General features: G+C 70.5%; 22 protein-coding genes. 21 read left to right on the top strand and 1 reads right to left on the bottom strand.

Going from position 1 to position 23,998, the window contains the following annotated elements; translation table 11 throughout:
• Nucleotides 1-7: 7 nt before the first annotated feature.
• The 8 genes from ACPEH2_RS14735 to ACPEH2_RS14700 all read left to right on the top strand — a co-directional run bounded on the left by ACPEH2_RS14735 (nt 8) and on the right by ACPEH2_RS14700 (nt 8,195).
• Nucleotides 8-805, top strand: a complete 798-nt coding sequence (locus tag ACPEH2_RS14735) for a TrmH family RNA methyltransferase (RefSeq protein ID WP_359920826.1) — start codon at nt 8-10, stop codon at nt 803-805.
• A 164-nt stretch (nt 806-969) separates the two neighbouring features.
• Nucleotides 970-1,689 carry an amino acid ABC transporter ATP-binding protein gene (locus ACPEH2_RS14730; RefSeq protein ID WP_197471643.1) on the top strand — a complete coding sequence of 240 codons (720 nt, stop codon included), beginning with the start codon at nt 970-972 and terminating at the stop codon, nt 1,687-1,689.
• A gap of 60 nt (nt 1,690-1,749) precedes the next feature.
• Nucleotides 1,750-2,667 (top strand): glutamate ABC transporter substrate-binding protein, encoded by a 918-nt coding sequence (locus tag ACPEH2_RS14725; RefSeq protein WP_359920828.1) that lies wholly within the window; start codon nt 1,750-1,752, stop codon nt 2,665-2,667.
• Between the two features lie 67 nt (nt 2,668-2,734).
• Nucleotides 2,735-3,382: an amino acid ABC transporter permease gene (locus ACPEH2_RS14720; RefSeq protein ID WP_359920831.1), complete on the top strand. Its 648-nt coding sequence runs from the start codon at nt 2,735-2,737 to the stop codon at nt 3,380-3,382.
• Nucleotides 3,379-4,296 carry an amino acid ABC transporter permease gene (locus ACPEH2_RS14715; protein ID WP_359920834.1) on the top strand — a complete coding sequence of 306 codons (918 nt, stop codon included), beginning with the start codon at nt 3,379-3,381 and terminating at the stop codon, nt 4,294-4,296. Before ACPEH2_RS14720 ends, ACPEH2_RS14715 begins: the two co-directional genes overlap by 4 nt.
• A 51-nt stretch (nt 4,297-4,347) precedes the next feature.
• A complete protein-coding gene (gene pheS, locus ACPEH2_RS14710; protein WP_217531358.1) occupies nt 4,348-5,388 on the top strand; it encodes a phenylalanine--tRNA ligase subunit alpha in 1,041 nt (346 codons plus the stop codon).
• Entirely contained in the window at nt 5,388-7,898 is a 2,511-nt protein-coding gene (pheT, locus tag ACPEH2_RS14705) for a phenylalanine--tRNA ligase subunit beta (protein WP_359920836.1), read from the top strand. Before pheS ends, pheT begins: the two co-directional genes overlap by 1 nt.
• Nucleotides 7,899-7,955: 57 nt before the next feature.
• Nucleotides 7,956-8,195: a hypothetical protein gene (locus ACPEH2_RS14700; protein ID WP_359920839.1), complete on the top strand. Its 240-nt coding sequence runs from the start codon at nt 7,956-7,958 to the stop codon at nt 8,193-8,195.
• A 6-nt stretch (nt 8,196-8,201) separates the two neighbouring features.
• Here ACPEH2_RS14700 and ACPEH2_RS14695 read toward each other — a convergent pair whose 3' ends face one another.
• Nucleotides 8,202-9,326, bottom strand: a complete 1,125-nt coding sequence (locus tag ACPEH2_RS14695) for an AAA family ATPase (RefSeq protein ID WP_359920841.1) — start codon at nt 9,324-9,326, stop codon at nt 8,202-8,204.
• A 57-nt stretch (nt 9,327-9,383) separates the two neighbouring features.
• Here ACPEH2_RS14695 and ACPEH2_RS14690 point away from each other — a divergent pair, with 57 nt between their 5' ends.
• The 13 genes from ACPEH2_RS14690 (at nt 9,384) to tyrS (ending at nt 23,558) form a co-directional block, all read left to right on the top strand.
• On the top strand, nt 9,384-10,154 hold the full coding sequence (locus ACPEH2_RS14690) for an ABC transporter ATP-binding protein (RefSeq protein WP_217531354.1): 771 nt from the start codon (nt 9,384-9,386) through the stop codon (nt 10,152-10,154).
• The gene (locus tag ACPEH2_RS14685) at nt 10,136-11,716 is read left to right on the top strand and encodes a hypothetical protein (RefSeq protein WP_359920843.1); all 1,581 of its coding nucleotides are present in this window, start codon (nt 10,136-10,138) and stop codon (nt 11,714-11,716) included. The genes ACPEH2_RS14690 and ACPEH2_RS14685 overlap by 19 nt, the downstream gene beginning before the upstream one ends.
• A 48-nt stretch (nt 11,717-11,764) precedes the next feature.
• Nucleotides 11,765-12,757 carry an NAD-dependent epimerase/dehydratase family protein gene (locus ACPEH2_RS14680; protein ID WP_359920845.1) on the top strand — a complete coding sequence of 331 codons (993 nt, stop codon included), beginning with the start codon at nt 11,765-11,767 and terminating at the stop codon, nt 12,755-12,757.
• 209 nt (nt 12,758-12,966) lie between these two features.
• Nucleotides 12,967-14,013 carry an N-acetyl-gamma-glutamyl-phosphate reductase gene (gene argC / locus ACPEH2_RS14675; RefSeq protein WP_359920847.1) on the top strand — a complete coding sequence of 349 codons (1,047 nt, stop codon included), beginning with the start codon at nt 12,967-12,969 and terminating at the stop codon, nt 14,011-14,013.
• Nucleotides 14,010-15,167, top strand: coding sequence for a bifunctional glutamate N-acetyltransferase/amino-acid acetyltransferase ArgJ (gene argJ, locus ACPEH2_RS14670; protein ID WP_217531350.1), 1,158 nt, complete (start codon nt 14,010-14,012; stop codon nt 15,165-15,167). The genes argC and argJ overlap by 4 nt, the downstream gene beginning before the upstream one ends.
• Nucleotides 15,164-16,063, top strand: coding sequence for an acetylglutamate kinase (gene argB, locus ACPEH2_RS14665; RefSeq protein ID WP_253035389.1), 900 nt, complete (start codon nt 15,164-15,166; stop codon nt 16,061-16,063). The genes argJ and argB overlap by 4 nt, the downstream gene beginning before the upstream one ends.
• Nucleotides 16,060-17,319, top strand: coding sequence for an acetylornithine transaminase (locus tag ACPEH2_RS14660; protein ID WP_359920850.1), 1,260 nt, complete (start codon nt 16,060-16,062; stop codon nt 17,317-17,319). The genes argB and ACPEH2_RS14660 overlap by 4 nt, the downstream gene beginning before the upstream one ends.
• Complete coding sequence (gene argF / locus ACPEH2_RS14655; RefSeq protein WP_217531347.1) at nt 17,316-18,239, top strand: ornithine carbamoyltransferase; 924 nt, start codon at nt 17,316-17,318, stop codon at nt 18,237-18,239. The genes ACPEH2_RS14660 and argF overlap by 4 nt, the downstream gene beginning before the upstream one ends.
• Nucleotides 18,218-19,345 (top strand): heparan-alpha-glucosaminide N-acetyltransferase domain-containing protein, encoded by a 1,128-nt coding sequence (locus ACPEH2_RS14650; protein WP_359920853.1) that lies wholly within the window; start codon nt 18,218-18,220, stop codon nt 19,343-19,345. Before argF ends, ACPEH2_RS14650 begins: the two co-directional genes overlap by 22 nt.
• Nucleotides 19,342-20,772, top strand: coding sequence for an argininosuccinate lyase (argH, locus tag ACPEH2_RS14645; RefSeq protein ID WP_359920856.1), 1,431 nt, complete (start codon nt 19,342-19,344; stop codon nt 20,770-20,772). Before ACPEH2_RS14650 ends, argH begins: the two co-directional genes overlap by 4 nt.
• 88 nt (nt 20,773-20,860) lie before the next feature.
• On the top strand, nt 20,861-21,502 hold the full coding sequence (locus ACPEH2_RS14640; RefSeq protein ID WP_359920858.1) for a SatD family protein: 642 nt from the start codon (nt 20,861-20,863) through the stop codon (nt 21,500-21,502).
• Nucleotides 21,499-22,194 (top strand): hypothetical protein, encoded by a 696-nt coding sequence (locus tag ACPEH2_RS14635; protein ID WP_359920861.1) that lies wholly within the window; start codon nt 21,499-21,501, stop codon nt 22,192-22,194. Before ACPEH2_RS14640 ends, ACPEH2_RS14635 begins: the two co-directional genes overlap by 4 nt.
• 50 nt (nt 22,195-22,244) lie before the next feature.
• On the top strand, nt 22,245-23,558 hold the full coding sequence (tyrS, locus tag ACPEH2_RS14630; RefSeq protein WP_359920864.1) for a tyrosine--tRNA ligase: 1,314 nt from the start codon (nt 22,245-22,247) through the stop codon (nt 23,556-23,558).
• The last annotated feature ends 440 nt before the right edge of the window (nt 23,559-23,998 follow it).

Raw genomic sequence — 23,998 nt, 5'->3', positions numbered from 1 at the left:
TGAGAGCGTGCTCGAGAACCCACGTTCACCGCGCGTCCGCGCGGTCGCGAAGCTGACGAAGCGCACGGCGCGGCAGGAGACCGGCCTCTACCTCCTCGAGGGCCCGCAGGCCGCCCGGGAGGCTCTGCTCTGGCGGCCGGACACCCTGCTCGAGCTGTATGCGACCCCGACGGCATGGGACAAGCATCAGGACATCCGCGATGCGGCATCCGATGCCGGTGTCGAGGTGGCCTTCTCGAGCGAGCAGGTCATCGACGCCATGGCCGACACGGTGACGCCCCAGGGCATCGTGGCCGTCGCCCGCCAGGTCCCGACCTCGGTGCGCGACGTCTTCGGCGGCGAGCCCCGCCTCATCGTGATCTGCGAGGAGGTGCGCGACCCGGGCAACCTCGGGACGATCATCCGAGCAGCGGATGCCGTCGGTGCCGACGCGGTCATCCTCACCGGGCGCACGGTGGACCCCTTCAACCCCAAGGTCGTCCGCGCGACGACCGGTTCGCTCTTCCACCTGCCCGTCGCGGTGGGGGTGGACCTCGCGGATGCGACGGGGCGGGCACGCTCCGCGGGTCTGCGCATCGTCGCGGCCGACGTCGGGGGAGAGGACTTCGTCGACCACCGGGCGACCCTGGCGGAACCGACCGCGTGGGTCTTCGGGAACGAGGCGCGCGGACTCGACGAGGACGCCCTCCAGCTCGTGGACCTGTCGCTCCGGCTGCCCATCTACGGCCGCGCCGAGTCGCTGAATCTCGCGACGGCGGCGAGCGTCTGCCTCTACGAATCGGCTTTCGCGCAGCGCGCGACCTGAAGCGACCATTCTCGAGGGTTGATTACGGAACTGTAAACCCCGCGGCATCCGCTCGTTCACCGGGGCGGGCGTTGCCTAGGGTGAGTTCCATGACCACTCCTGCTGCCGATCCCGCGCCGCGCACGTCGAACATCGACGTTCGTCGAGGCGAGCCGCTCGTCGTCATGTCCGACGTGCAGAAGCACTACGGCGACTTCCAGGCGCTCACCGACATCAACCTGTCGGTGAACCGCGGCGAGGTCGTCGTCGTGGTCGGCCCGTCGGGGTCCGGCAAGTCGACGCTCTGCCGCACGATCAACCGTCTCGAGACGATCACCAGCGGCCGCATCACGATCGACGGAGCCGATCTCCCTGCGGAGGGTAAGGCACTCGCCGCGCTCCGTGCCGACGTCGGCATGGTCTTCCAGTCCTTCAACCTGTTCTCGCACCTGACGATCCTCGACAACGTGACGCTCGGGCCGATCAAGGTGAAGGGCATGAAGAAGGCGGATGCCGAGAAGCTCGCTCGTGAGCTGCTCGACCGCGTGGGCGTCGGCCACCAGGCCGACAAACTGCCCGCGCAGCTCTCCGGCGGCCAGCAGCAGCGCGTGGCGATCGCCCGTGCGCTCGCGATGAAGCCGAAGGTGATGCTCTTCGACGAGCCGACGTCCGCGCTCGACCCCGAGATGATCAACGAGGTCCTCGACGTCATGGTCGGCCTCGCGCAGGACGGGATGACGATGATCGTCGTCACCCACGAGATGGGCTTCGCCCGCAAGGCGGCTGACCGCGTGGTCTTCATGGCGGACGGCCAGATCGTCGAGGAGGCCGCACCGCAGGAGTTCTTCACGAACCCGAAGAGCGACCGCGCGAAGGACTTCCTCTCGAAGCTCATCACCCACTGAGACGTCCGCGCCCTGCACCGGCGCGACGAACGAAGCACGACACGAAACCAGGAGGATCACATGCGTAAGACTCGACTCGCCGGCACGTTCGCCGGCATCGCGATCGCGGCACTCGCGCTCGCCGGCTGCAACAGCGGCAGCCCCGCCGCTCCCGGCGCCGAGGGCGGCACCGGCGGCGAAGGCACCGAGGGCAGCGAGGCCCTCTGGGAGGTCGCCAGCGACGTGTCGCTCGACGGCAGCCCCACCTTCGACGCCATGACGGCACGAGACGGCGTGATCGTCGGCGTCAAGGAGGACCAGCCTGGTCTCGGATTCCTCGACGCCACGACGAACGAGCGCTCGGGCTTCGACGTCGACATCGCGCGTTGGATCGCGGCATCCCTCGGGTACGACGAGGACCAGATCGAGTACAAGGCGATCGCGTCCGCGAACCGCGAGCAGTCGATCGTGAACGGCGATGTCGACTACTACGTCGGTACCTACTCGATCACCGACTCCCGCAAGGAGCAGATCGATTTCGCCGGCCCGTACTTCACCACGGGTCAGGGTCTCCTTGTCGCCGCGGACAGCGACATCGCGAGCGAGGACGACCTCAGCGCCGACACGACGGTGTGCTCCGCGACCGGTTCGACGCCGATCCAGAACATCAAGGACAACTACCCCGACGTGCCGACCGAGGAATTCGACCTCTACTCGGCATGTGTCGATGCACTGATCAACGGCACCGTCGACGCCGTCACGACCGACCAGGCGATCCTCATCGGCTACGCGGCGCTGTACCCGAACGACGTCAAGGTCGTGGGGGAGCCCTTCAGCGAGGAGAACTACGGCGTGGGTCTGCGCAAGGGTGACGACGCCCTCCGTGCGCACATCAACGACCTCTTCACCGAGGGCGGCGACACCTGGCAGGCGATCTTCGACAAGAACCTCGGCGAATCCGGGATCACCGTCGAGCAGCCCGCTGTCGACGCGTACTGAATCACGCTGACACCATGATCCGGGGCGGGGGCGCGAGCCCCCGCCCCGCACCAGCCAAGGAGACGAAGTGGGCGTCATCACCGACAACCTCGATCTGTGGAGCGAGGCGCTGCGCAACACGCTGCTGCTCTTCCTCGCGGGCGGCGCGATCGCGCTCGTCCTCGGGACGCTCATCGGGGCGATGCGTGTCTCGCCGATCCCCGCCGCGCGGGCGTTCGGAACGTTGTACGTCAACATCATCCGCAACACCCCCCTGACGCTCGTCTTCTTCTTCTTCGCTTTCGGTTATCCCGCTCTGCGCCTGCCGAATCCGGGGTTCACGGTGCTGGCCATCTGGGCCCTCGGCGTCTACACCGCGACCTATGTGGCCGAGGTGATCCGGGCAGGAATCAACACCGTTCCGGTCGGTCAAGCCGAGGCCGCCCGTGCCATCGGTCTCACCTTCACGCAGGTGATGACTCTCGTCGTCATGCCGCAGGCTTTCCGATCGGTCGTGCCGCCGATGATGAGCGTCTTCATCGCGCTGCTCAAGAACACCACGGTCGCCGCAGGCTTCAGCGTCGCTGAACTGGGCGTCATCCGCGCGAACCTCAGCGAACGGGGCGAGAACGCCCTCACCGTCCTCCTCTGGGTCGCGGTGGTCTTCGTGGTCCTCGTCCTGCTGCTCAGCTGGCTGCAGCGCTATCTCGAGAACAAGTGGAGGATCGCGCGATGACTTCCGTCCTGTACGACGTCCCGGGCCCCCGGGCAATTCTCCGCAACCGCATCCTCGGCGTCGTCACCGTGGTCGCCGTGCTCGGCGTACTCGGCTTCATCGGCTACCGCTTCGCGGTGACCGGTCAGTTCGCGCCGGACCGCTGGTACGTCTTCTCGTTCAGTGCCGTCTGGATGAACATTCTGCGCGCGCTGGGCAACACGCTCGCGGCGTTCGGTCTCGCCGCCGTCGGCGCCATCGTCCTGGGCCTCGTCCTGGCGGTGGGGCGACTGTCCGACCACGCCGTCATCCGGGTACCCGTCGCCGCGATCACCGAGCTGTTCCGCGCGATCCCCGTCCTGATCTTCATGTCGCTGATGTACTACGGTCTGCCGACCGTCGGCATCCGCATGGAGCCGTATTTGGCGGTGGTCATCGCCCTCGTCATGTACAACGGCTCCGTGCTCGCCGAGGTGATCCGCGCCGGTGTCGAATCGTTGCCCCGCGGCCAGAAGGAAGCCGGGTACGCGATCGGCCTCCGCAAGAGCGGCGTCATGCGCCTGATCCTCATGCCGCAGGCGATCCGTGCGATGCTGCCCGTCATCATCGCGCAGCTGGTCGTCACACTGAAGGACACGGCGCTCGGCTTCATCATCACCTACCCGGAGCTGCTCTACTTCGCCAAGCAGCTGACGTCCCAGCCGGGTCGACCGATCCTGCAGGCCGGAATCGTCATCGGGGCGATCTACATCGCGATGTGTCTCCTGCTCTCGTGGGTCGCCACCCTCGTCGAGAAGCGTCTGCGTCGTTCGCCCGGCACGCGCGGAGGTGCCGGCGGAGTTCATCACCCCGTGGCGCCCACGACCGACACCGAATTGATCGCGGCCCAGAAGGGCGCCGGCAAGTTCGATCCCGGCAACGCACCGACACTCTGACGCTGTCCTACCGGCGGGCCGCACTCCAGCCCGCCGGTAGACTCGTCTCTCGTGTCCGACGCACCCCAGATCACCCCCGAGGCGGTGGATGCCGCCGTCGCCGAGGCGCTGGCCGCCTTCGCCGCCGCTCCCGATACCACGGCGCTCAAAGCCGCCCGTTCGGCCCACACCGCGGAGGGGTCGCCGCTCGCGCGTCTGAACGCCGAGCTGCGGAACGTCCCCAACGACCAGAAGGCCGCCTCCGGCAAGCTCGTCGGTCAGGCCCGCGGTCGTGTGAACCAGGCGCTCGCCGCCCGCGAGGCCGAGCTCGCCGCGGCCGAGACGGCGGCGAAGCTCGAGGCCGAGCGCGTCGACATCACCGCGATCGTCCCCGCGACGCGCGTCGGGGCGCGGCATCCGATCTCGCTCCTGCAGGAGGAGATCGCCGACCTCTTCGTCGGCATGGGGTGGGAGATCGCGGAGGGTCCCGAGCTCGAGCACGAGTGGTTCAACTTCGACGCGCTGAACTTCGCCCCCGACCACCCTGCGCGTCAGATGCAGGACACCTTCTTCGTCGACCCGGTGGCGCGTCACCTGGTCATGCGCACGCACACGAGCCCCGTTCAGGTGCGCTCCATGCTCGAGCGCGAAGTGCCGATCTACATCCTCTGCCCGGGACGGGTGTACCGCACCGACGAGTTCGACGCGACCCACCTGCCCGCGTTCACGCAGTTCGAGGGCCTCGTGATCGACAAGGGCATCACGATGGCGAACCTCAAGGGCACGCTCGACCACGCCGCGAAGGTCCTCTTCGGCGCCGAGGCCAAGACCCGGTTCCGCACCAACTACTTCCCGTTCACCGAGCCGTCCGCCGAGCTCGACCTGTGGCACCCGACCTTCCCGGGCGGGGCGCGCTGGATCGAGTGGGGCGGATGCGGGATGGTGAACCCCAACGTCCTCCGCGCCGCGGGCATCGACCCCGAGGTCTACTCGGGCTTCGCCTTCGGCATGGGCATCGAGCGGACCCTCATGTTCCGCAGCGATGTGCAGGACATGCGCGACATGGCCGAAGGCGATGTCCGCTTCAGCGAGCAGTTCGGAATGGTGGTCTGATGCGCGTCCCGCTCTCCTGGTTGCGCGAGTACGTCGACGTCGCGCCCGGTACGACCCCCGAGGACGTCCTCGCGTCGCTCGTCTCGGTCGGGTTCGAGGAAGAGGACGTGCACACGTTCGACCTCAGCGGACCGATCGTCGTCGGCCGTGTGGTCTCGTTCGAGGCCGAACCGCAGTCCAACGGCAAGACCATCCGGTGGTGCCAGGTCGACGTCGGTGAGGCGCACGGCGGCATCCGCGGCATCGTCTGCGGTGCCGGCAACTTCTTCGAGGGCGACAAGGTCGTCGTGACCCTGCCCGGTGCGGTCCTTCCCGGGCCCTTCCCGATCGCGGCACGCAAGACCTACGGTCATGTCTCCGACGGCATGATCGCCTCAGCCAAGGAGCTGGGCCTCGGCGACGAGCACTCCGGCATCCTGCGCCTCACCGAGCTCGGTCTCGACCCCGACGTCGGCACCGACGCGATCTCCCTCCTGGGGCTCGACGACGTGGCCGTCGACATCAACGTCACCCCCGACCGCGGCTACGCCCTGTCGATCCGCGGCGTGGCACGCGAATACGCCCACGCCACGGGAGCGACCTTCCGCGACCCGGGTCTGCGCGACTTCGAGGAGCTCCAGCAGCCGACCGGCGGATTCCCCGTCGCGATCGACGACGCGGCGCCCATCCACGGCAACCCCGGCGCGAGCGAGTTCGTCGTCCGCATCGTGCGCGACGTCGACCCCTCCCGCCCGACGCCGCCGTGGATGACCGCGCGGCTCACGCTCGCCGGCATCCGTTCCCTCGGCATCCTGATCGACATCACGAACTACGTGATGCTCGAACTCGGCAACCCGATCCACGGGTACGACCTCGACACGCTGACCGGTGGCATCACCGTCCGTCGCGCGACCGCCGGGGAGAAGCTCACGACCCTCGACGGCAAGGAGCGCACGCTCCACACCGAGGACCTGCTCATCACCGACGCGTCCGGCCCGATCGGCCTGGCGGGTGTCATGGGCGGCGGCAGGACCGAGATGGGGGATGCCACGCGCAACGTCCTCATCGAGGCGGCGATCTTCGACACCGTGTCCATCGCGCGCACGGCCCGCCGGCACAAGCTGCCCAGCGAGGCGTCGCGGCGCTTCGAGCGCGGCGTCGACCCGCTCATCCCGTTCGTCGCCGCCCGCCGTGTCGCCGACCTCATGGTCGAGCTCGCCGGCGGCACCCTCGACACGGAGACCGGCGGCGCACTGTTCGCCGAGGTGTTCATCCCGTCGATCGAGCTGCCGAAGACCTTCACCGCCGGCCTGATCGGCGTCGACTATTCCGACGACGAGGTCGTCGGCGCCCTCGAGACGATCGGATGCGACGTCGAGGACGAGGGCGAGGCCTGGGAGGTCATCCCGCCGTCCTGGCGTCCCGACCTCACCGACCGCTGGACGCTCGCGGAGGAGGTCGCCCGCATCCACGGGCTCGACCGCATCCCCTCCATCCTCCCGACGCCCCCGTCCGGGCGCGGACTCACGCCGCACCAGCGCGGACGCCGGCGCGTCGCGAACGCGCTCGCCGCGGCCGGGTTCGTCGAGGTCGTCGCCTTCCCGTTCACGACCGAGGAGCAGAACGACCTCCACGGCTCGGCGACGGGGGAGCACGTCCCCTCGATCCGTCTCGCGAACCCGCTCGACGGCCAAGCGCCGTACCTGCGACGCTCGCTCCTGCCCGGTCTGCTGCAGATCGCGCACCGGAACGTCTCGCGCGGCTTCACCGATCTGGCGCTCTTCGAGTCGGGCAGCGTCTTCACCCCCGACGAGGGCGTGACCTACGGCACCGACACCGTCCCGCCGCTCGCGCAGCGCCCCGACGAGCAGACCCTCGCGGCCCTGCACGGCTCGATCCCGCCGCAGCCGCGGCACGTCGCCGTGCTTCTCCACGGCAACGCGGCGGTCAAGCGTCCCGGCGGCGCCGCGGCGCCGTACGACCTCGCGGACGCGCTCGGCGCGGTCCGCACGATCGCCGCCGCGGCGGGCGTGCAGATCGACGTGCAGCAGGGTCAGCGCGCAGCGCTCCACCCGGGGCGCACCGGTATCCTCACCGTCCGCGGTGATGAGGTCGGCTACGTCGGCGAGCTCCTCCCGGCCGTCGCCGAGGCGGCCGACCTGCACGGACGCGTGTTCGTCGCGGAGCTCGACCTCGACGGCATCCTGTCGCTCGTGCGCCAACCGGAGGTTTCCCCCTCGCTGGCGACCTTCCCCGCGGCGACGCAGGACGTGTCCCTCGTCGTGCCGGCAGACGTCGCCGCCGGTGACGTGCGGGCCGCCCTCGTCGACGGCGCGGGGCAGCTCCTCGAGGATCTGCGCCTGGTCGACGACTATCGCGGTGCCGGCGTCGCGGACGGGTCGAAGAGCCTCACGTTCGCGCTGCGGTTCCGCGCCGACGACCGCACGCTGACAGCATCGGAGGCCACCGACGCGAAGCTCGCCGGTGTCGCCGTCGCCGCGGAACGCTTCGGGGCGACGATCCGCGACTGACGACGTCCCCCGAACGGCCGACTGCGGGGTCGGCCGACCGAGGGGTACGTTTCGGTCATGACATCCGCGACTGCCGGTGCCCGACCGTCCGAGGACGGCGCGCCGCTGCGCATCCCGCGCGGAGCGGTCTGGCTCGTGTTCGCCGGCATCGCAGCGATCGCCGCAGGTGTACGTGCGCTGCGTGCGCCCGCGGGGCATCGGGGCTACGCGGTGTTCCGCTCGCTCACGATCTTCGGCGCGGTGGTCGCCGTCGTGATGGCTGCTCTCGTCGTCGCGGCCTCGTTCATCACGCTCTGACCCGCGTCAGCGCGTGCCCCAGTTCCACGGCGGACCCTCGAGTCGCCCCTGACCGCTCACGAGTGTGCCGTCGGGGTGACGTTCGAGCGGTATCCGGTGGGCGTCGGGAAGGGCGTCGATGAGCCCCGCGGCGTGAGACACCAGAAGCACCTGCGTCTGTGCGGCCGCCGCGCGTACGAGGTTCGCCAGCGGCGCGAGCAGGCTCACGTGCAGGCTCGATTCGGGCTCGTTGAGGATCGTGAGCGGCGCCGGCCGGGCGGGAAGCAGCGCCGCGCAGAGCAGCAGGTAGCGCAGCGTGCCGTCCGAGAGCTCCGCGGCGTCCAGCCGCCGGAGCAGGCCCGGCTGCGTCAGGGTGAGTCGCAGGAGGCCGTCGGATGCCGCGATGCGCACCCGACTGCCCGGGAACGCCTCATCCACCGCCCGATCGAGCAGGCCGCCGAACCCCGCGTCGACCACGGTCGCCCACACGGAGGCGAGGTTCGATCCGTCGTGCGCGAGCACGGGGGATCTCGTGCCGACCTGCGAGCGCCGCGCGGGGGCGTCCGCATCGACGCGGAAGTGGTCGTAGAACCGCCAGCCGTTCATGATGCGCCGCAGACCCAGCAGCTCGGGTGCGGTGTCGCCGTCGGCGAGGTCGATGATGATGCTCTCGAAGGGGGCGAGCTTCTGGTCGAGCGAGACCCAGCCGCCGTCACGGACGCGCGTCTGGGCGCGCAGCCGGTCGATGAGGAGCGTCGACGGTTTGGCGAGCGGGCCGGCGAAGATCTGCTCGCGCTTGATCTCGGGGTCCCGCGCGAACACGCTGTCCTGCGACGCCTGCGGGATGCCCAGATCGACGAGGTAACCGAGCTCGTCGGACGCGAACCCGAGTCGCACCGCGATCGGGTTACGGCGCACCGTCCCCTGATCGCCGCCGTTCTCCGGGCCCGCCCAGAGCAGCGAGGACAGACCGCCCTCGCGGGCGACGGCGCCGATGAGGTCGCCGGTCGCGGCGGAGGCGAGCAGCCGCAGGGCGCGGTAGAGGTTCGACTTGCCCGAGCCGTTCGGGCCGGTCACGACGGTGAGCTCCTGCAGGGGGATCACGAGGTCGCGAAGCGACCGGTAACCCGAGACGGCGAGCGTGCGCAGCATCCCTCCACTGTGCCAGTCGGCCCCGACACGCGTGGTCGGGGCGGTTAGGCTCGGCCCGTGACCGACTCTCCGACCGTCCCCGCCCTGCAGCTGACCGGATTGGTGAAGCAGTTCGGCTCCGTCACCGCCGTCGCCGGCATCGACCTCACGGTCCCCGCCGGATCGTTCTACGGGCTCGTCGGCCCTAACGGCGCCGGCAAGACGACGACCCTGTCGATGGCCACCGGGCTGCTCAAGCCCGACGCCGGGAGTGCCCACGTGCACGGCGTCGACGTGTGGCGCGACCCCGTGACGGCAAAGCGCATGATCGGCAACCTCGCCGACGGCATCCGGCTGTTCGACCGCCTGACGGGGGAGCAGCTCGTCACCTACACGGGCATGATGTTCGGTCTTCCCCGAGAGGAGATCGGCCAGCGGGTGTCGGACCTCCTCGACCTCATGGACCTGCGCGCCGCAGCCGGGTCGATCGTCGCGGACTACTCGGCCGGCATGACCAAGAAAATCGCGCTCGCCTGCGCCCTCATCCACGCGCCGCGTCTGCTGGTCCTCGACGAGCCGTTCGAATCGGTCGATCCCGTCTCAGCGGCGAACATCGAGGACGTCCTGCGCGGATACACCGCCTCCGGCGGATCCGTCATCGTCTCCAGCCACTCGATGGACCTCGTCCAGCGCATGTGCGACCACGTCGCCGTCATCGCCGCCGGTCGTGTGCTCGCCGCGGGGACCGTCGACGAGGTCCGCGCCGGCGACAGCCTGCAGAACCGGTTCGTCTCGCTCGTCGGCGGACGCCACCAGTCGGAGGGACCGCAGTGGTTGCGACAGTCCTGAAGCTGCGGTACCGCGCCCTCGCGAACACGCTGGCCCGTCGGCCGTGGCAGCTCGTGGGCTTCATCTTCGGCGCGCTCTGGGCCATCGGCGCGCTCGTCTCGATCGTCGCGGGGATGGTGGCGCTCGCCGTGTTCCAACCGCTCGAGACCGCCACCGTCGTGGCGGTGCTCGGGGGGAGCGCGCTGCTGCTGGGATGGGTGCTCGGTCCGATCCTCCTGACCGGCATGGACACGTCCATCGACGCGCGCGGCCTCGCCGTCTTCCCGTTCACGCGGACCCAGACGATGCTCGCGCTCGGCGGCACCGGGCTGACCGGTCTCCCCGGCATCGCGACGACCCTCGCGGCGCTGAGCACGGTCATCCTGTGGGTGAGGTGGCCGCTGGCGGCGGTCGTCTCGATCCCCGCGGCCGTGCTCGCGGTTCTCACCTGCGTCCTCGCCTCCCGTCTCGTCGGCGAACTCTCCGGCGGACTGGGCGGCAACCGCCGCGGCCGCGAACTCATCGGCACGGTCGTGCTGATCCTGCTCGTCCTGTCGGGGCCGATCCTCACCGGCGTCCTCACCCTGCTCGATGCCGGCGGCGACCTGGTGACGCGGCTCACATCCGCCGCCGCGGTCCTGCCGTGGACCCCGATCGGCGCCGCATGGGGCGTCGCCCCCGCGCTCGCCGCGGGCGACGTCCTGTCGGCGGTGGCGCGCCTCGGCATCGCGGTCGCCACCGTCGGCGTGCTGTGGGTGGTGTGGTCGCGGGTCATCGACGCGGGGACGGATGCCGCGCCGCGCCGCGCCCGCAAGGTGGCGGCTGCCGGCCGCCTCGGCCTCTTCGGGCTCCTGCCGACCGGCGGCGTCGGTGCGACCTGGGCGCGATCGCTGAACGGCTGGCTGCGCGACCCGCGTTACCTCCGTCAGCTCCTGGTCGTACCCCTCCTGCCGATCGTGTTCCTCGTCACCGGCGGGACCGACGGGTTCTTCTTCGGCTTCTCGCCCGTCTTCGCGGCGCTGATGCTCTCCATCGCCGGGTACACCGACGTCTCCTACGACGGCACGGCGTACGCGACCGTCCTCGCCACGGGTGTGCGCGGCGTGGCCGACCGGGCCGGCCGCACCCTGGGTGCGGCGTGCGTCGGACTGCCGCTCATCGTGCTGCTCGCGACCGTGACCGCGGTCCTCTCGGGCAACCTGGCGACACTCCCGATCACGCTGGGCGCCTCCGTGGGCATCGTCCTCGTCGGTTACGGGGTCTCCGCCGTCTCGTCGGCGCTGATCATCAGCCCTGTGGCGGCTCCGGGCGACAGCCCGTTCAAGAGCGTGCCAGGCCAGACCTTCGTCAACGGACTGCTCGCCTTCGTCGTGTGGGGTGTCGTCATCGCGCTGTCGACGCCGACGATCGCGGTCGCCGCCTTCGCCTCGACCACCGAGGACGGGGTCTGGACCTGGGTCGCGCTCGCGGTGGGCGTCGTCGAGGGAGTCGTGATCGCCGTCCTCGGCATCGTCGTGGGGGGTCGCCTCCTCGACCGGACCGGACCCGACCTGCTGGCGAAGATCCGGGCGCTCCCGAACTGATCGCAGCCCGGGGTGTCGCCCGGCGGCCCACGCTGGTTCGATGGGGGCATGACCCGCATCCTCGTCCTCAGCGGCACCGGCTGGCTCGGATCCCGCATCACCCAGCGGTGGGTCGACCGCGGCGCCGAGGTGACCTGCCTCGCGCGCGGCCACCGTGCCGCGCCGGCGGGCGCCCGTCTCGTGGTCGCCGACCGCGCGGCGCCCGATGCCTATCGCGAGGTCGCGGACCGGGACTGGGACGACGTCGTCGATGTCTCCTCGGTCCCGTCGTACGTGCGGGCCGCTGCGGACGCCCTCGGCGGTCGCGCAGCGCACGCCACCTACGTGTCGAGCGTCTCGGTGTACGCCGGAGCGGACGAGGAGTGTGCGGACGAGACCGCCGAGATCGTCCCCGCGTGGCAGGACGGCGACGAGGAGGACTACGCCCGCGCGAAGGTCGCCGCCGAGCGCGCCGCGGACGGTCTCGCCGCACGGCTCGCGATCGTCCGACCCGGACTCATCGTCGGCCCCGGCGACCCGACCGACCGGTTCGGCTACTGGCCCGCACGGTTCGCCGCGGCGGCCGACCGGCCGGTCCTCGTGCCGCAGACGGAGGGCAGGGTGCAGGTGATCGACGTCGACGACCTGGCGGACTTCATCGTGGCGGCCGGCGCCCGCGCGTTCGAGGGTGTCGTGAACGCGGTGGGCGAGCCGCATCCCTTCGCGGGGTTCGTCGCCCTCGTGCAGCGGCTCTCGGGGCACACGGGTCAGGTACAGGTCGCCCCGGGCGACTGGCTCGAACGCCACGGCGTGAGCCACTGGATGGGTCCGCGGTCCCTTCCGCTGTGGCTGCCCGACGACATGCCCGGATTCGCGACGCGCAGCAACGCGGCCTATCGCGCGGCGGGCGGCCGCATCCGTCCCCTGGTCGAGACGACCGCGCGGGTCCTCGACGACGAGCGCGCCCGCGGTGTCTCGCGCTCACGCGGGTCGGGGCTCGAGCGCGCCGCGGAGCTCGACCTCCTGCGCATCCTGACGGAGGGTCCCGCGACGGCGTCGTGACCGTCGATTTGCGGGACCGGATGCCGCGGCGATACCGTCGCGGTGTGTCCTCCGCCGCGACCCTCCCCGCCTCCGCGGGTTCGCGCGCGCGTCGACGTCTGGGCGACCGCCGACGCTAGGCGACCCTCCCGCTGTGCTCCGCGTCTCGGAGTGAGCCGCAGGTGTCGCCGTTCCGGCCCCGTTCCCCCCCAGACAATAAGGTTGAATCCATGACCATCTCGGTCGCCGTCTCCGGCGCTTCCGGCTATGCGGGCGGCGAGATCCTCCGCCTGCTCACCGCTCACCCCGAGGTCGAGATCCGCAGCGTCACGGCGCACTCCAACGCCGGGCAGCCGCTCAGCGACCATCAGCCGCACCTGCGCTCGCTCGCGCACCTCACCCTGCAGGACACGACGCCCGAGGTCCTCGCGGGCCACGACGTCGTCTTCCTCGCCCTGCCGCACGGTCAGTCCGCGCAGTACACCGAGACGCTGGCGGACGTCCCCCTCGTCATCGACGCGGGTGCCGACCACCGACTGACCGACCAGGCCGCGTGGGACCAGTTCTACGGCGGCGACTTCCCCGAGCCGTGGGCGTACGGCGTGCCCGAGCTCCTCGTCGACGGGGGGAAGCAGCGGGACGTGCTGGCGGGTGCGCGGCGGATCGCCGCGCCGGGGTGCAACGCGTCCACCGTGTCGCTCAGTCTCGCGCCCGGTGTGGCCGCCGGCGTCATCGACCCGGGCGACATCGTGTCGGTCCTCGCGGTCGGCCCGTCCGGAGCGGGCAAGAGCCTCAAGACGAACCTCCTCGCCTCCGAGATCCTCGGCAGCGCGAACCCGTATGCCGTGGGCGGCACGCACCGCCACATCCCCGAGATCCGTCAGGCGCTCGCCGCCGCCGCGCCCGCCGCCGACATCCGGATCTCGTTCACCCCCGTTCTCGTCCCCATGGCGCGCGGCATCCTCGCGACCTCGACGGCGCCGATCGTGCCCGGTGTCACCGACGCGCAGATCCGGGAAGCGTGGGAGTCCGCGTACGCCGACGAGACGTTCGTCCAGGTGCTGCCCGAAGGGCGGTTCCCGCGCACGGCGGACGTCCTCGGTGCCAACACGGCGCTCCTGGGCCTCGCTATCGACCGCGCCGCGAACCGCGTCGTCGTGGTCGCCGCGGTCGACAACCTCGTCAAGGGCACCGCGGGTGCCGCCATCCAATCGATGAACATCGCCCTCGGTCTCCCCGAGTCGACGGGTCTGAGCGTGAACGGAGTAGCCCCGTGAGTGTCACGGCAGCGCAGGGATTCGAGGCGGCCGGCGTCGCCGTCGGCCTGAAGTCGACGGGAGCGAACGACGTCGCGATCGTTGTCAACCGCGGTCCGAAGAAGGTCGGTGCGGCCGTCTTCACCACCAACCGCGCCAAGGCGAACCCCATCCTCTGGTCGCAGCAGGTCATCGGGGACGGCCTCGTCGAGGCGATCGTCCTCAACTCCGGCGGAGCGAACTGCTTCACCGGGCCCTTCGGCTTCCAGACCACGCACCAGACCGCCGAGAGGGCCGCCGAGCTCCTGGGCGTCGGCGCCGGCGATGTGCTCGTGTGCTCGACCGGGCTCATCGGCACAGGGGACGAGGTCTTCCGCGCCAAGGTCCTCGACGGCGTCGAGAAGGGGGTCCGCGCCCTCTCCGCGGACGGGGGCGAGGCGGCATCCCTCGCCATCATGACCACCGACTCCCGGCCCAAGCGCGCGGTGGTCGCTCGGGGCGGCTGGACCGTCGGCGGCATGGCCAAGGGCGCCGGCATGCTCGCCCCGGGTCTGGCGACGATGCTCGTCGTCATCACGACCGACGCGGATCTGGATGCCGCGGCCGCCGACACCGCGCTCCGCGAGGCGACGCGGGTCAGCTTCGACCGGCTCGACTCCGACGGCTGCATGTCGACGAACGACCAGGTGACGCTCCTCGCGAGCGGAGCCAGCGGCATCCGACCCGACCCGGCCGACTTCGCGGCCGCTCTCACCGAGCTGTGCCTCGACCTCGCGACGCAACTGCAGGGCGACGCCGAGGGGGCGAGCCACGACATCACGATCGAGGTCGTCGGCGCCGCGAGCGAGGACGACGCCGTCACGGTGGGCCGCTCGGTCGCGCGCAACAACCTCTTCAAGGCCGCGATCTTCGGCAACGACCCGAACTGGGGTCGCGTGCTCGCGGCGATCGGGACGACGGATGCCGCCTTCGACCCCTACGACGTGGACGTGTCCTTCAACGGGGTCCGCGTGTGCACGGCCGGCGGCCCCGATCGCCCCCGCGAGGAGGTCGACCTGACGCCCCGCGCGACGCACATCCTCATCGACCTGCGCGTCGGGGATGCCGCGGCGACGATCCGCACCAACGACCTGACCCACGACTACGTCCACGAGAACAGCGCCTACTCGTCATGACCGACATCCAGCAGACCACCCCAGAAGAGGCCGCCGGCAAGGCCGCGGTCCTCGTCGAGTCCCTTCCCTGGCTCAAGCGTTTCCGCGAGCAGATCGTCGTCATCAAGTACGGCGGCAACGCGATGGTCAGCGAAGAGCTGCAGACCGCGTTCGCCGAGGACATCGCCTACCTGCACCACGTCGGTGTGAAGGTCGTCGTCGTCCATGGCGGTGGCCCGCAGATCTCGAAGATGCTCGACCGTCTCGACATCCCGAGCGAGTTCAAGGGTGGCTACCGCGTCACGAGCACCGAGGCCATCGGCGTCGTGCGCATGGTCCTGGCGGGGCAGATCAACCCGCAGCTCGTCTCGCGGATCAACGCGCACGGCTCGTTCGCGACCGGCATGTCCGGAGAGGACGCCGGGCTCTTCCAGGGGCGGCGCCGGGGTGTCGTCGTCGACGGCGCCGAGCACGACCTCGGGCACGTCGGCGACGTCGTCGCCGTCGACCCTCAGCCGATCCTCGATCAGCTGGCCGCCGGTCGCGTACCGGTCGTCTCCTCGATCGCCCCCGACGTCGACGATCCGGGCAGCTCGCTCAACGTGAACGCGGATGCCGCCGCCGCCGCCCTCGCGGTCGCGCTCGGCGCGGTCAAGCTCGTCATCCTGACCGATGTCGCGGGGCTCTACGCCGACTGGCCCAACCGCGACTCGCTCGTCTCGAACCTGACCGCGACGGAGTTGCGGACGATGCTGCCGCGCCTGGAATCCGGGATGATCCCGAAGATGCAGGCATGCCTCGACGCTGTCGACGGCGGCGTGAACCGCGCCGCGATCATCGACGGACGCCAGCCCCACTCGGTGCTGGTCGAGCTGTTCACACAGCGGGGGATCGGGACCGAGGTGGTGGCGGGATGACCGTGAAGACGACGACGACCTGGAAGGACGATGCCGCGCGCGACCTCGTCCTCAACTCCGGCGAACGCTACGCGATGCTCGTGCGCGGGGAGGGCGCTCACCTGTGGGACGACGAGGGCACGCGCTACCTCGACTTCCTGGGTGGGATCGCCGTGATCTCGCTCGGTCACGCGCACCCGGTCTTCGTGCAGGCGGTCGCCGACCAGGCCGCCACCCTCGGCCACGTCTCCAACTACTTCGCGACGCCGCCGCAGCTCGGGCTCGCCGCCCGCCTCAAGCGGCTGGCGGGCACGGGGGAGTCCGGCCGGGTCTACTTCGGCAACTCCGGCGCCGAGGCCAACGAGGCCGCCTTCAAGCTCGCCCGCCTGCACGGCGGATCCGAGCGCCCCCGCATCCTCGCCCTGAAGAACGCGTTCCACGGGCGCACGATGGGGACCCTCGCCCTCACCGGCAAGCCCGCCATGCAGCAGCCGTTCGAGCCGATGGTCCCGGGTGTGGAGTTCCTCGACTCCACGATCGAGGCGCTCGAGGCGGCGATCGACGACCGCGTCGCCGCCCTGTTCGTCGAGCCCATCAAGGGCGAGGCCGGCGTGCTCGAACTGCCCGAGGGATACCTCGCCGCCGCGCGCGAGATCACCCGGCGCCACGGCGCGCTCCTGATCATCGACGAGATCCAGACCGGCGCCGGTCGCACGGGGGCATGGTTCGCCTTCCAGCACTCCGGGATCACCCCCGATGCGATCACGGTCGCCAAGGGGATCGGCAACGGCATCCCGATCGGCGCGCTCGTCACCTTCGGCGCCGCGAGCGACCTGTTCTACCCAGGCACCCACGGGTCGACCTTCGGCGGCAACCCGCTCGCGACCGCGGTCGCGTCGGCCGTCCTGGACGAGATCGAACGAGCGGGACTCGTCGAGGCGGCCGCCGAACGCGGCCGGCAGATCCGCGACGTGGTCACGGCGATCGGTTCCCCGTTGGTGACCGGATGCCGCGGCCAGGGGCTTCTCATCGGGGTCGCCCTGCGGCATCCCGTCGCCGGAGCCGTCGTCGCCGCGGCGCAGCAGCACGGGCTCATCATCAACGCCGCGAACGACGCGACGATCCGCCTGGCGCCGGCGCTCACGATCGGCGATGTCGAGATCGACGAGTTCCAGACGCTGTTCGCTCGCGCCCTCGCCACTGTCGAGGACGCCCTGATGCTCGACGACACCCCCGGTACCGACGACACTTCTGACACGACGGAGGCCCCCGCATGACCCGCCACCTGCTGCGCGACGACGACCTGACCCCCGCCGAACAGGCCGAGATCCTCGACCTCGCGGTCGAGCTCAAGGCCGACCGCTGGAAGGAGAAGCCGCTCGCGGGTCCCCAGACCGTCGCCGTCATCTTCGACAAGTCCTCCACCCGCACCCGTGTCTCGTTCGCCGTCGGCATCGCCGACCTCGGCGGGTCCCCGCTCATCATCTCGACGGCGAACAGTCAGCTCGGCGGCAAGGAGACCCCGTCCGACACGGCGCGCGTCCTCGAGCGTCAGGTCGCTGCGATCGTGTGGCGCACCTACGCGCAGGCAGGTCTCGAGGAGATGGCGGCGGGCACCCGCGTCCCCGTCGTCAACGCGCTGAGCGACGACTTCCACCCCTGCCAGCTGCTCGCGGACCTCCTCACCATCCGCGAGCACAAGGGCGAGCTGAAGGGTCTGACGCTGACGTTCTTCGGCGACGGTCTCTCCAACATGTCGCACTCGTACGCGCTCGCCGGCGTCACCGCCGGTATGCACGTGCGGATCGCCTCGCCGGAGGCTTACGCGCCCCGGGCGGACGTGGTCGCCGACGCCGACCGGATCGCTGCGGAGACGGGCGGATCGCTCACCCTCTTCACCGACCCGAACGAGGCCGCGGCCGGTGCCGACGTCATCGTCACCGACACGTGGGTCTCGATGGGCAAGGAGGAGGAGAAGATCGCCCGCCTGCGCGATCTCGGCTCCTACAAGGTGACCCAGGAGACCATGACGCTCGCGAAGGACGACGCGATCTTCATCCACTGCCTCCCCGCCGACCGCGGGTACGAAGTGGATGCGGATGTCATCGACGGTCCGCAGAGCGTCGTCTGGGACGAGGCGGAGAACCGCCTGCACGCGCAGAAGGCGCTGCTGGTGTGGCTGCTCCGGCAGCAGTGAGCCGTGCCTGGCGGAGCTGGAACGGCCCCGCCAGGCTCCACGGCGTCGACCTCGCCCGCGCCCTCGCGGTGTTCGGGATGCTCGCCGCCCACCTGCTCACCATCGAGCAACCGCTGCGGATCGCCGACCCCGCGACGTGGATCGACGTCGTCAACGGACGCTCCTCGATCCTGTTCGCCGTGCTGGCGGGCATCTCGATCGCGCTCATCACCGGGGGACGGATGCCGCACCGCGCCCCGCGCCTGGGTGTCGACCGCCGTCGTCTCGCGGTCCGGGCCGTCCTGCTGTGGGCGATCGGTCTGCTCCTGACGCAGACCGGCGTCCCGATCTACGTGATCCTGCCGGCCTACGGCATCCTCTTCCTCCTCGCACTGCCCCTGCTGGCGCTTCCGGTGTGGGCGCTGTGGGCGATCGCGGCATCCGTCGCCCTCGTCGTCCCCTGGTTCCTGCCGTTCCTCGACGCCCTGCCGATCTGGGACGGCGAGGCGGGGGAGACGCTCTTCTTCGCCGTCGGGTGGGCCTACCCCTTCCCGCTGTGGATCGCTTTCGTCGCGGCGGGGATGGCGCTGGGGCGCACCGATCTGCGGCGGGCCGGCACTCAGGCGCTGATCTTCGCGGCGGGTGTCGCATTGACGGCGCTCGGCGCGGTCATCGGGCTCCTCGCGGACATGGCCGGCTGGGCGCCACCGGACTCCTACGCCGCGGCCGTCCTCAGTGCGGAGGCGCACAGCGGCGGGATCGTCGAGGTCGTGTCGTCGACGGGGTTCGCGATGGCCGTCCTCGGCGCGTGCCTGCTCGTGTGCCGGACGCCGCTGACCTGGGTGCTGGCACCTCTGCGCGCCGTCGGATCGATGCCCCTGACCGCCTACGTCGGCCAGGTCGTCGCCTGGGCTCTCATCGCCCTCGCGGTGCTCGGCGACACGACAGACCTGCGGGCGTTCCGCGATCTGCATCCGCTCGGGTGGTTCTTCCTGGGAGCGATCGTCCTGTGCAGCCTGTGGGCGATCCTCGTCGGCCGCGGACCGCTCGAGAGTGCGCTCGCGGCGGTGTCGCGGCGAGCGGTGCCGACGGACGGCGGGGAGCCCGCCGATAGGGTGGAGTCGTGAGCGAGAGCAAGAACGAAGCAACGAATCAGGGTGCGTTGTGGGGCGGGCGTTTCGCCTCGGGCCCCTCCCCGGAGCTCGCTGCGCTGAGCCGCTCGACGCACTTCGACTGGGCCCTCGCGCTCTACGACCTGCGCGGTTCGCACGCGCACGCGCGCGCCCTGGGACGTGCCGGTTACCTCACCGCCGACGAGGAGGCCCGGATGCACGCGGGCCTCGATGCGCTCGGCGAGGCGGTGCGGTCGGGCGAGCTCGTCGCGACCGAGTCGGACGAGGACGTGCACGGTGCCCTCGAGGCGGCGCTGATCCGCGAGGTGGGCCCCGAATTGGGCGGCAAGCTGCGGGCCGGACGCAGCCGCAACGACCAGATCGCCACGCTCGTGCGGCTGTTCCTCCTCGATCACTCACGCGTGATCGCGCGTAATCTCGTGCGTGTCATCGATGCCATCGTCGCGCAGGCCGAGGCGCACCCCCAGGCGATCATGCCCGGTCGCACGCACCTGCAGCACGCGCAGCCCGTCCTGCTCGCCCACCATCTCCAGGCGCACGCCTGGCCCCTCGTCCGCGACCTCGAGCGGCTCCGCGACTGGTCGGTCCGCGCGTCGGTCTCGCCCTACGGCGGGGGAGCGCTCGCCGGTGCCACGTTCGGCCTGGACGCGCAGCTCGTCGCCGACGAGCTGGGTCTCGCCCGGCCCGCCGAGAACTCGATGGACGGCACGGCCGCCCGCGACGTGGTCGCCGAGTTCGCCTTCATCACGGCGATGATCGGTGTGGACATCTCGCGCTTCGCCGAGGACATCATCATCTGGAACACGCGGGAGTTCTCCTTCGTCCGCTTGGACGACGGGTTCTCGACGGGTTCGAGCATCATGCCGCAGAAGAAGAACCCCGACATCGCCGAACTCGCGCGGGGCAAGTCGGGTCGCCTCATCGGCAACCTGGCCGGTCTGCTCGCGACGCTGAAGGCGCTGCCGCTCGCGTACAACCGCGATCTGCAGGAGGACAAGGAGCCGGTCTTCGATTCGGTGGCGACCCTCGAGGTGCTGCTGCCGGCGTTCGCGGGCATGATCGCCACCCTCCGTTTCGACACGGAACGCATGGCGGCCTCGGCGCCCGAGGGGTTCTCCCTGGCCACCGACGTCGCGGACTGGCTGGTCAAGCGCGGTGTGCCCTTCCGGGACGCGCACGAGATCTCGGGTGCGCTGGTGCAGGCGTGCGAGTCGCGCGGGATCGAGTTGGCGGATGCCGACGACGCCCTCCTCGCCGAGGTGTCACCGCACCTGGAACCGGGGGTGCGTGAGGTGCTCACGGTCGAGGGATCGGTGGCGAGCAGGGACGGATCCGGCGGGACGGCTCCGGTGCGGGTCTCGGAGCAGCGCGCCGCGCTCGTCGCGCGCACCCAGGAACTCGCTCGCGCCCTGAGCGCGTGACTCTGCGACCATCTGTCTTACTTATCTCCTCGACAAGATAAGCAAAACACTTATTGCCAGCTCAGCATAAGCGGCCTACCCTGTCCCTATGAGCGACGACGCAGCGGTGATCGCCGACATCGTCGGATCACGCACCCTTCCGGACCGCGCGGCGGCGCAGCGGGCGATCGTGGCGACCGCGGACCGCGTCCACGCGGACCACCCGGTCGCCGGTGCACCCCTCGCAGCGACCGTCGGGGACGAGTTCCAAGCCGTCTACCCGGGACTCGCGGCGGCGCTGACGTCCCTGCTGCTCGTGCAACTGCACCTCCCCGACGGGGTTCAGTTGAGGTTCGGGGTCGGTGTCGGCGCGGTGGACCCCGTCGACGAGTCGATCACGGACGGACCCGGATGGTGGGCAGCCCGGGCGGCGATCGACGAGGCCCACCGATTGCAGGACCGCGCCGTGCCGCGCGCGCGCACCCGCATCGCCGCCGCGGAGGGGCAGGATGCGGTCATGCTCCACCGCATCGCGTACGCCAACGCCTACCTGCTCGCGCGGGACGATCTCGTCGCGTCGATGAGCGAACGGACGCGACGGCTGACCTACGGTCGCTGCCTCGGTCGCACCCAACGGGAGCTCGCCGAGGCCGAGGGCGTCACCCAGCCCGCGGTCTCGCAGGCGCTCGCCTCGGCGGGGTCCGCGGCGCTCGTCGCGGGTTTCGCCGACCTGAGCCGGGAGCTCTCGTGATCGGCGCGGGGATCGTCCTTCTGGCGGTGGGTGTCGCCGACCTCATCCGCCTGTACGTGCCGTCTCGGGGCCGCGCCGGTGCGTACGCGGTCGCCGCTCTCGTCGTCCTCATCGGTGCCGCCGGTGCGGACGCGGTGGTGTGGGCGTTCGTCGCCGTCGCGGTTGCGGCCGTCTGGGTTCTCGCGACGCCCGGCTCCGCCGGGGGCCGGGCGGGTCTCTGGCCGCTCGTCGCGGTCGCCGTCGTCGCGTTCGTCGCGGTCGCGTTCGACGGAGTGCGCCTGGATCAAGGGCCGCTGGGCGAGTCGTGGCCCGCGGATTCCCCCCTCGGCGCCGTCAGCCTGGACGTGGCGCTGTTCGTGCTCGGCGCGGTCGTCTTCCTGAGCGAATCCGGCAACGTGGTCGTCCGCGCCGCGCTCCGCGGGGGAGACGTCGCCGCCGATGCCCCGAACGCGTTGAAGGGCGGTCGTCTCATCGGGCCCCTCGAACGCGTTCTCGTCTTCGCGCTGACGCTGACCGGCGCGTTCACGCTCCTGGCTGCGGTCCTCGCGGCGAAGGGCATCGTGCGGTTCCCCGAGATCTCCCGTGACAGCGACCTGGGTACGCGCGCCGAGTACTTCCTCATCGGCAGCCTGGTCAGCTGGGTGACGGCGCTCGGGGCCGCCTTCCTCCTCTGGTGGGGGACGTCGGTCTGAGCCGTGCCGGCACGCGGGGCCGCCGCACGCCCGCTGATAGCCTGGAAGACGTGTCTGAATCCGCTCCGAGCGCCGAACTGAAGGCCCTCGCGCCCGCCAACGACCCGTCCTTCGCCAACGTGTGGGACGAGATCGTCTGGCGTGGTCTCGTGCACGTGTCCACCGATGAGGCATCGCTCCGCGAGCTCCTCTCGGGGGAGCCGATCACGTACTACTGCGGGTTCGACCCGACCGCTCCGAGCCTGCACCTCGGCAACCTGGTCCAGCTCCTGCTCCTGCGACGGCTGCAGCTGGCCGGGCACAAGCCGCTGGGCCTGGTCGGCGGCTCCACCGGCCTCATCGGGGACCCGCGGCCGACGGCGGAGCGCACGCTCAACACCCGTGAGACCGTCACCGAGTGGGTCGAGCGTCTGCGCGGTCAGGTGGAGCGGTTCCTCAGCTTCGAGGGGGACAACGCCGCCCGGATGGTGAACAACCTCGACTGGACGGCGCCCCTGAGTGCGATCGACTTCCTCCGCGAGATCGGCAAGCACTACCGCGTCGGCACGATGCTGAAGAAGGATGCCGTCGCCGCGCGCCTGAACTCGGATGCGGGCATCAGCTACACCGAGTTCAGCTACCAGATCCTGCAGGGCATGGACTTCCTGGAGCTCCACCGCCAGTACGGCTGCGTCCTCCAGACGGGTGGCAGCGATCAGTGGGGCAACCTGACGAGCGGGACCGACCTCATCCACCGGGTCGAGGGGACGTCCGTGCACGCGATCGGCACCCCGCTCATCACGAACAGCGACGGGACGAAGTTCGGCAAGAGCGAGGGCAACGCCGTCTGGCTGGATGCCGACATGTGCAGCCCGTACCGGATGTACCAGTTCTGGCTCAACACCGACGACGCCGACGTCATCGCGCGACTGAAGGTGTTCACCTTCCTGACGCGTTCCGAGATCGAGGAGTACGAGCGGATCGTGGCCGATGAGCCCTTCCGCCGCGCCGCGCAGCGCCGGCTGGCGATGGAGGTCACGACGACCGTCCACGGGGTGGATGCCGCGACCGCGGTCGCCGCGGCGTCGGACGCCCTGTTCGGTCAGGGTGATGTGACGGCGTTGGATGCCACGACGCTGCGCTCCGCGCTGGAGGAACTCCCGCACATGACCGCGGCCGGCGGCGTGCCGATCGTCCAGGCCCTGCTCGAGACCGGTCTCGTGTCGAGCGCGAGCGAGGCTCGCCGGGCGATCGCCCAGGGCGGGGTGTCGGTCGACGGCGTCAAGGTCGCCGACGAGGAGCACGTCGTCTCCGGTTCGCTGCCCGGTGGCGTGTCGGTGGTGCGGCGGGGCAAGAAGACTCTCGCAGGGGTGTTCGTCTCCTGACCGCTGCGTTCCGAGAGGCCGTCGTCCCCGCCGTGGGGAGGGCGGCCTCTGCGCGTACGGGGCGGATTCCTGCGCGACACGCCCGGGATGCGAGCGTGATTTGCCCGACCCGGAGGAGCGGCGTAACTTATTACTCGTTCGCCCCACAGGGAAGAGCGAGAGACCGAAAGGCCTCCGGCCCCCTCAAGCGGAGAACGAAATCCATCCCAAACCTCTCCTAGAGAGAACAGGGCCTTGTGGTCTAGGATGGGGACTCCACCTCGAAGCCCCGTGGTGATGAGCCCGACACGACCTTTTGGTCGTGGCGTGCCGTCCTGTTCGGGAGTCGAGCGAAGAGTCAGTGACGTTGCCTCACTACGAAGCCCTTGCGGGGGTGGTGTGGGAGCATCCGATCCTTGAGAACTCAACAGCGTGCACTTGTCAAATGCCAAATAACCTCG

The sequence above is a fragment of the Microbacterium sp. NPDC064942 genome (assembly GCF_049545525.1).
Taxonomy (GTDB): domain Bacteria; phylum Actinomycetota; class Actinomycetes; order Actinomycetales; family Microbacteriaceae; genus Microbacterium; species Microbacterium gawkjiense.
This window is presented reverse-complemented; position numbering and strand designations above follow the sequence as displayed.

Coding starts and splice junctions, on each gene's coding strand:
- ACPEH2_RS14680 (WP_359920845.1), top strand. CDS start 11,765: ATGACCCGCATCCTCGTCCTCAGCGGCACCGGCTGGCTCGGATCCCGC.
- ACPEH2_RS14730 (WP_197471643.1), top strand. CDS start 970: ATGTCCGACGTGCAGAAGCACTACGGCGACTTCCAGGCGCTCACCGAC.
- ACPEH2_RS14700 (WP_359920839.1), top strand. CDS start 7,956: ATGACATCCGCGACTGCCGGTGCCCGACCGTCCGAGGACGGCGCGCCG.
- argB (WP_253035389.1), top strand. CDS start 15,164: ATGACCGACATCCAGCAGACCACCCCAGAAGAGGCCGCCGGCAAGGCC.
- ACPEH2_RS14640 (WP_359920858.1), top strand. CDS start 20,861: ATGAGCGACGACGCAGCGGTGATCGCCGACATCGTCGGATCACGCACC.
- argC (WP_359920847.1), top strand. CDS start 12,967: ATGACCATCTCGGTCGCCGTCTCCGGCGCTTCCGGCTATGCGGGCGGC.
- ACPEH2_RS14695 (WP_359920841.1), bottom strand. CDS start 9,326: ATGCTGCGCACGCTCGCCGTCTCGGGTTACCGGTCGCTTCGCGACCTC.
- pheT (WP_359920836.1), top strand. CDS start 5,388: ATGCGCGTCCCGCTCTCCTGGTTGCGCGAGTACGTCGACGTCGCGCCC.
- ACPEH2_RS14715 (WP_359920834.1), top strand. CDS start 3,379: ATGACTTCCGTCCTGTACGACGTCCCGGGCCCCCGGGCAATTCTCCGC.
- ACPEH2_RS14725 (WP_359920828.1), top strand. CDS start 1,750: ATGCGTAAGACTCGACTCGCCGGCACGTTCGCCGGCATCGCGATCGCG.
- argF (WP_217531347.1), top strand. CDS start 17,316: ATGACCCGCCACCTGCTGCGCGACGACGACCTGACCCCCGCCGAACAG.
- ACPEH2_RS14660 (WP_359920850.1), top strand. CDS start 16,060: ATGACCGTGAAGACGACGACGACCTGGAAGGACGATGCCGCGCGCGAC.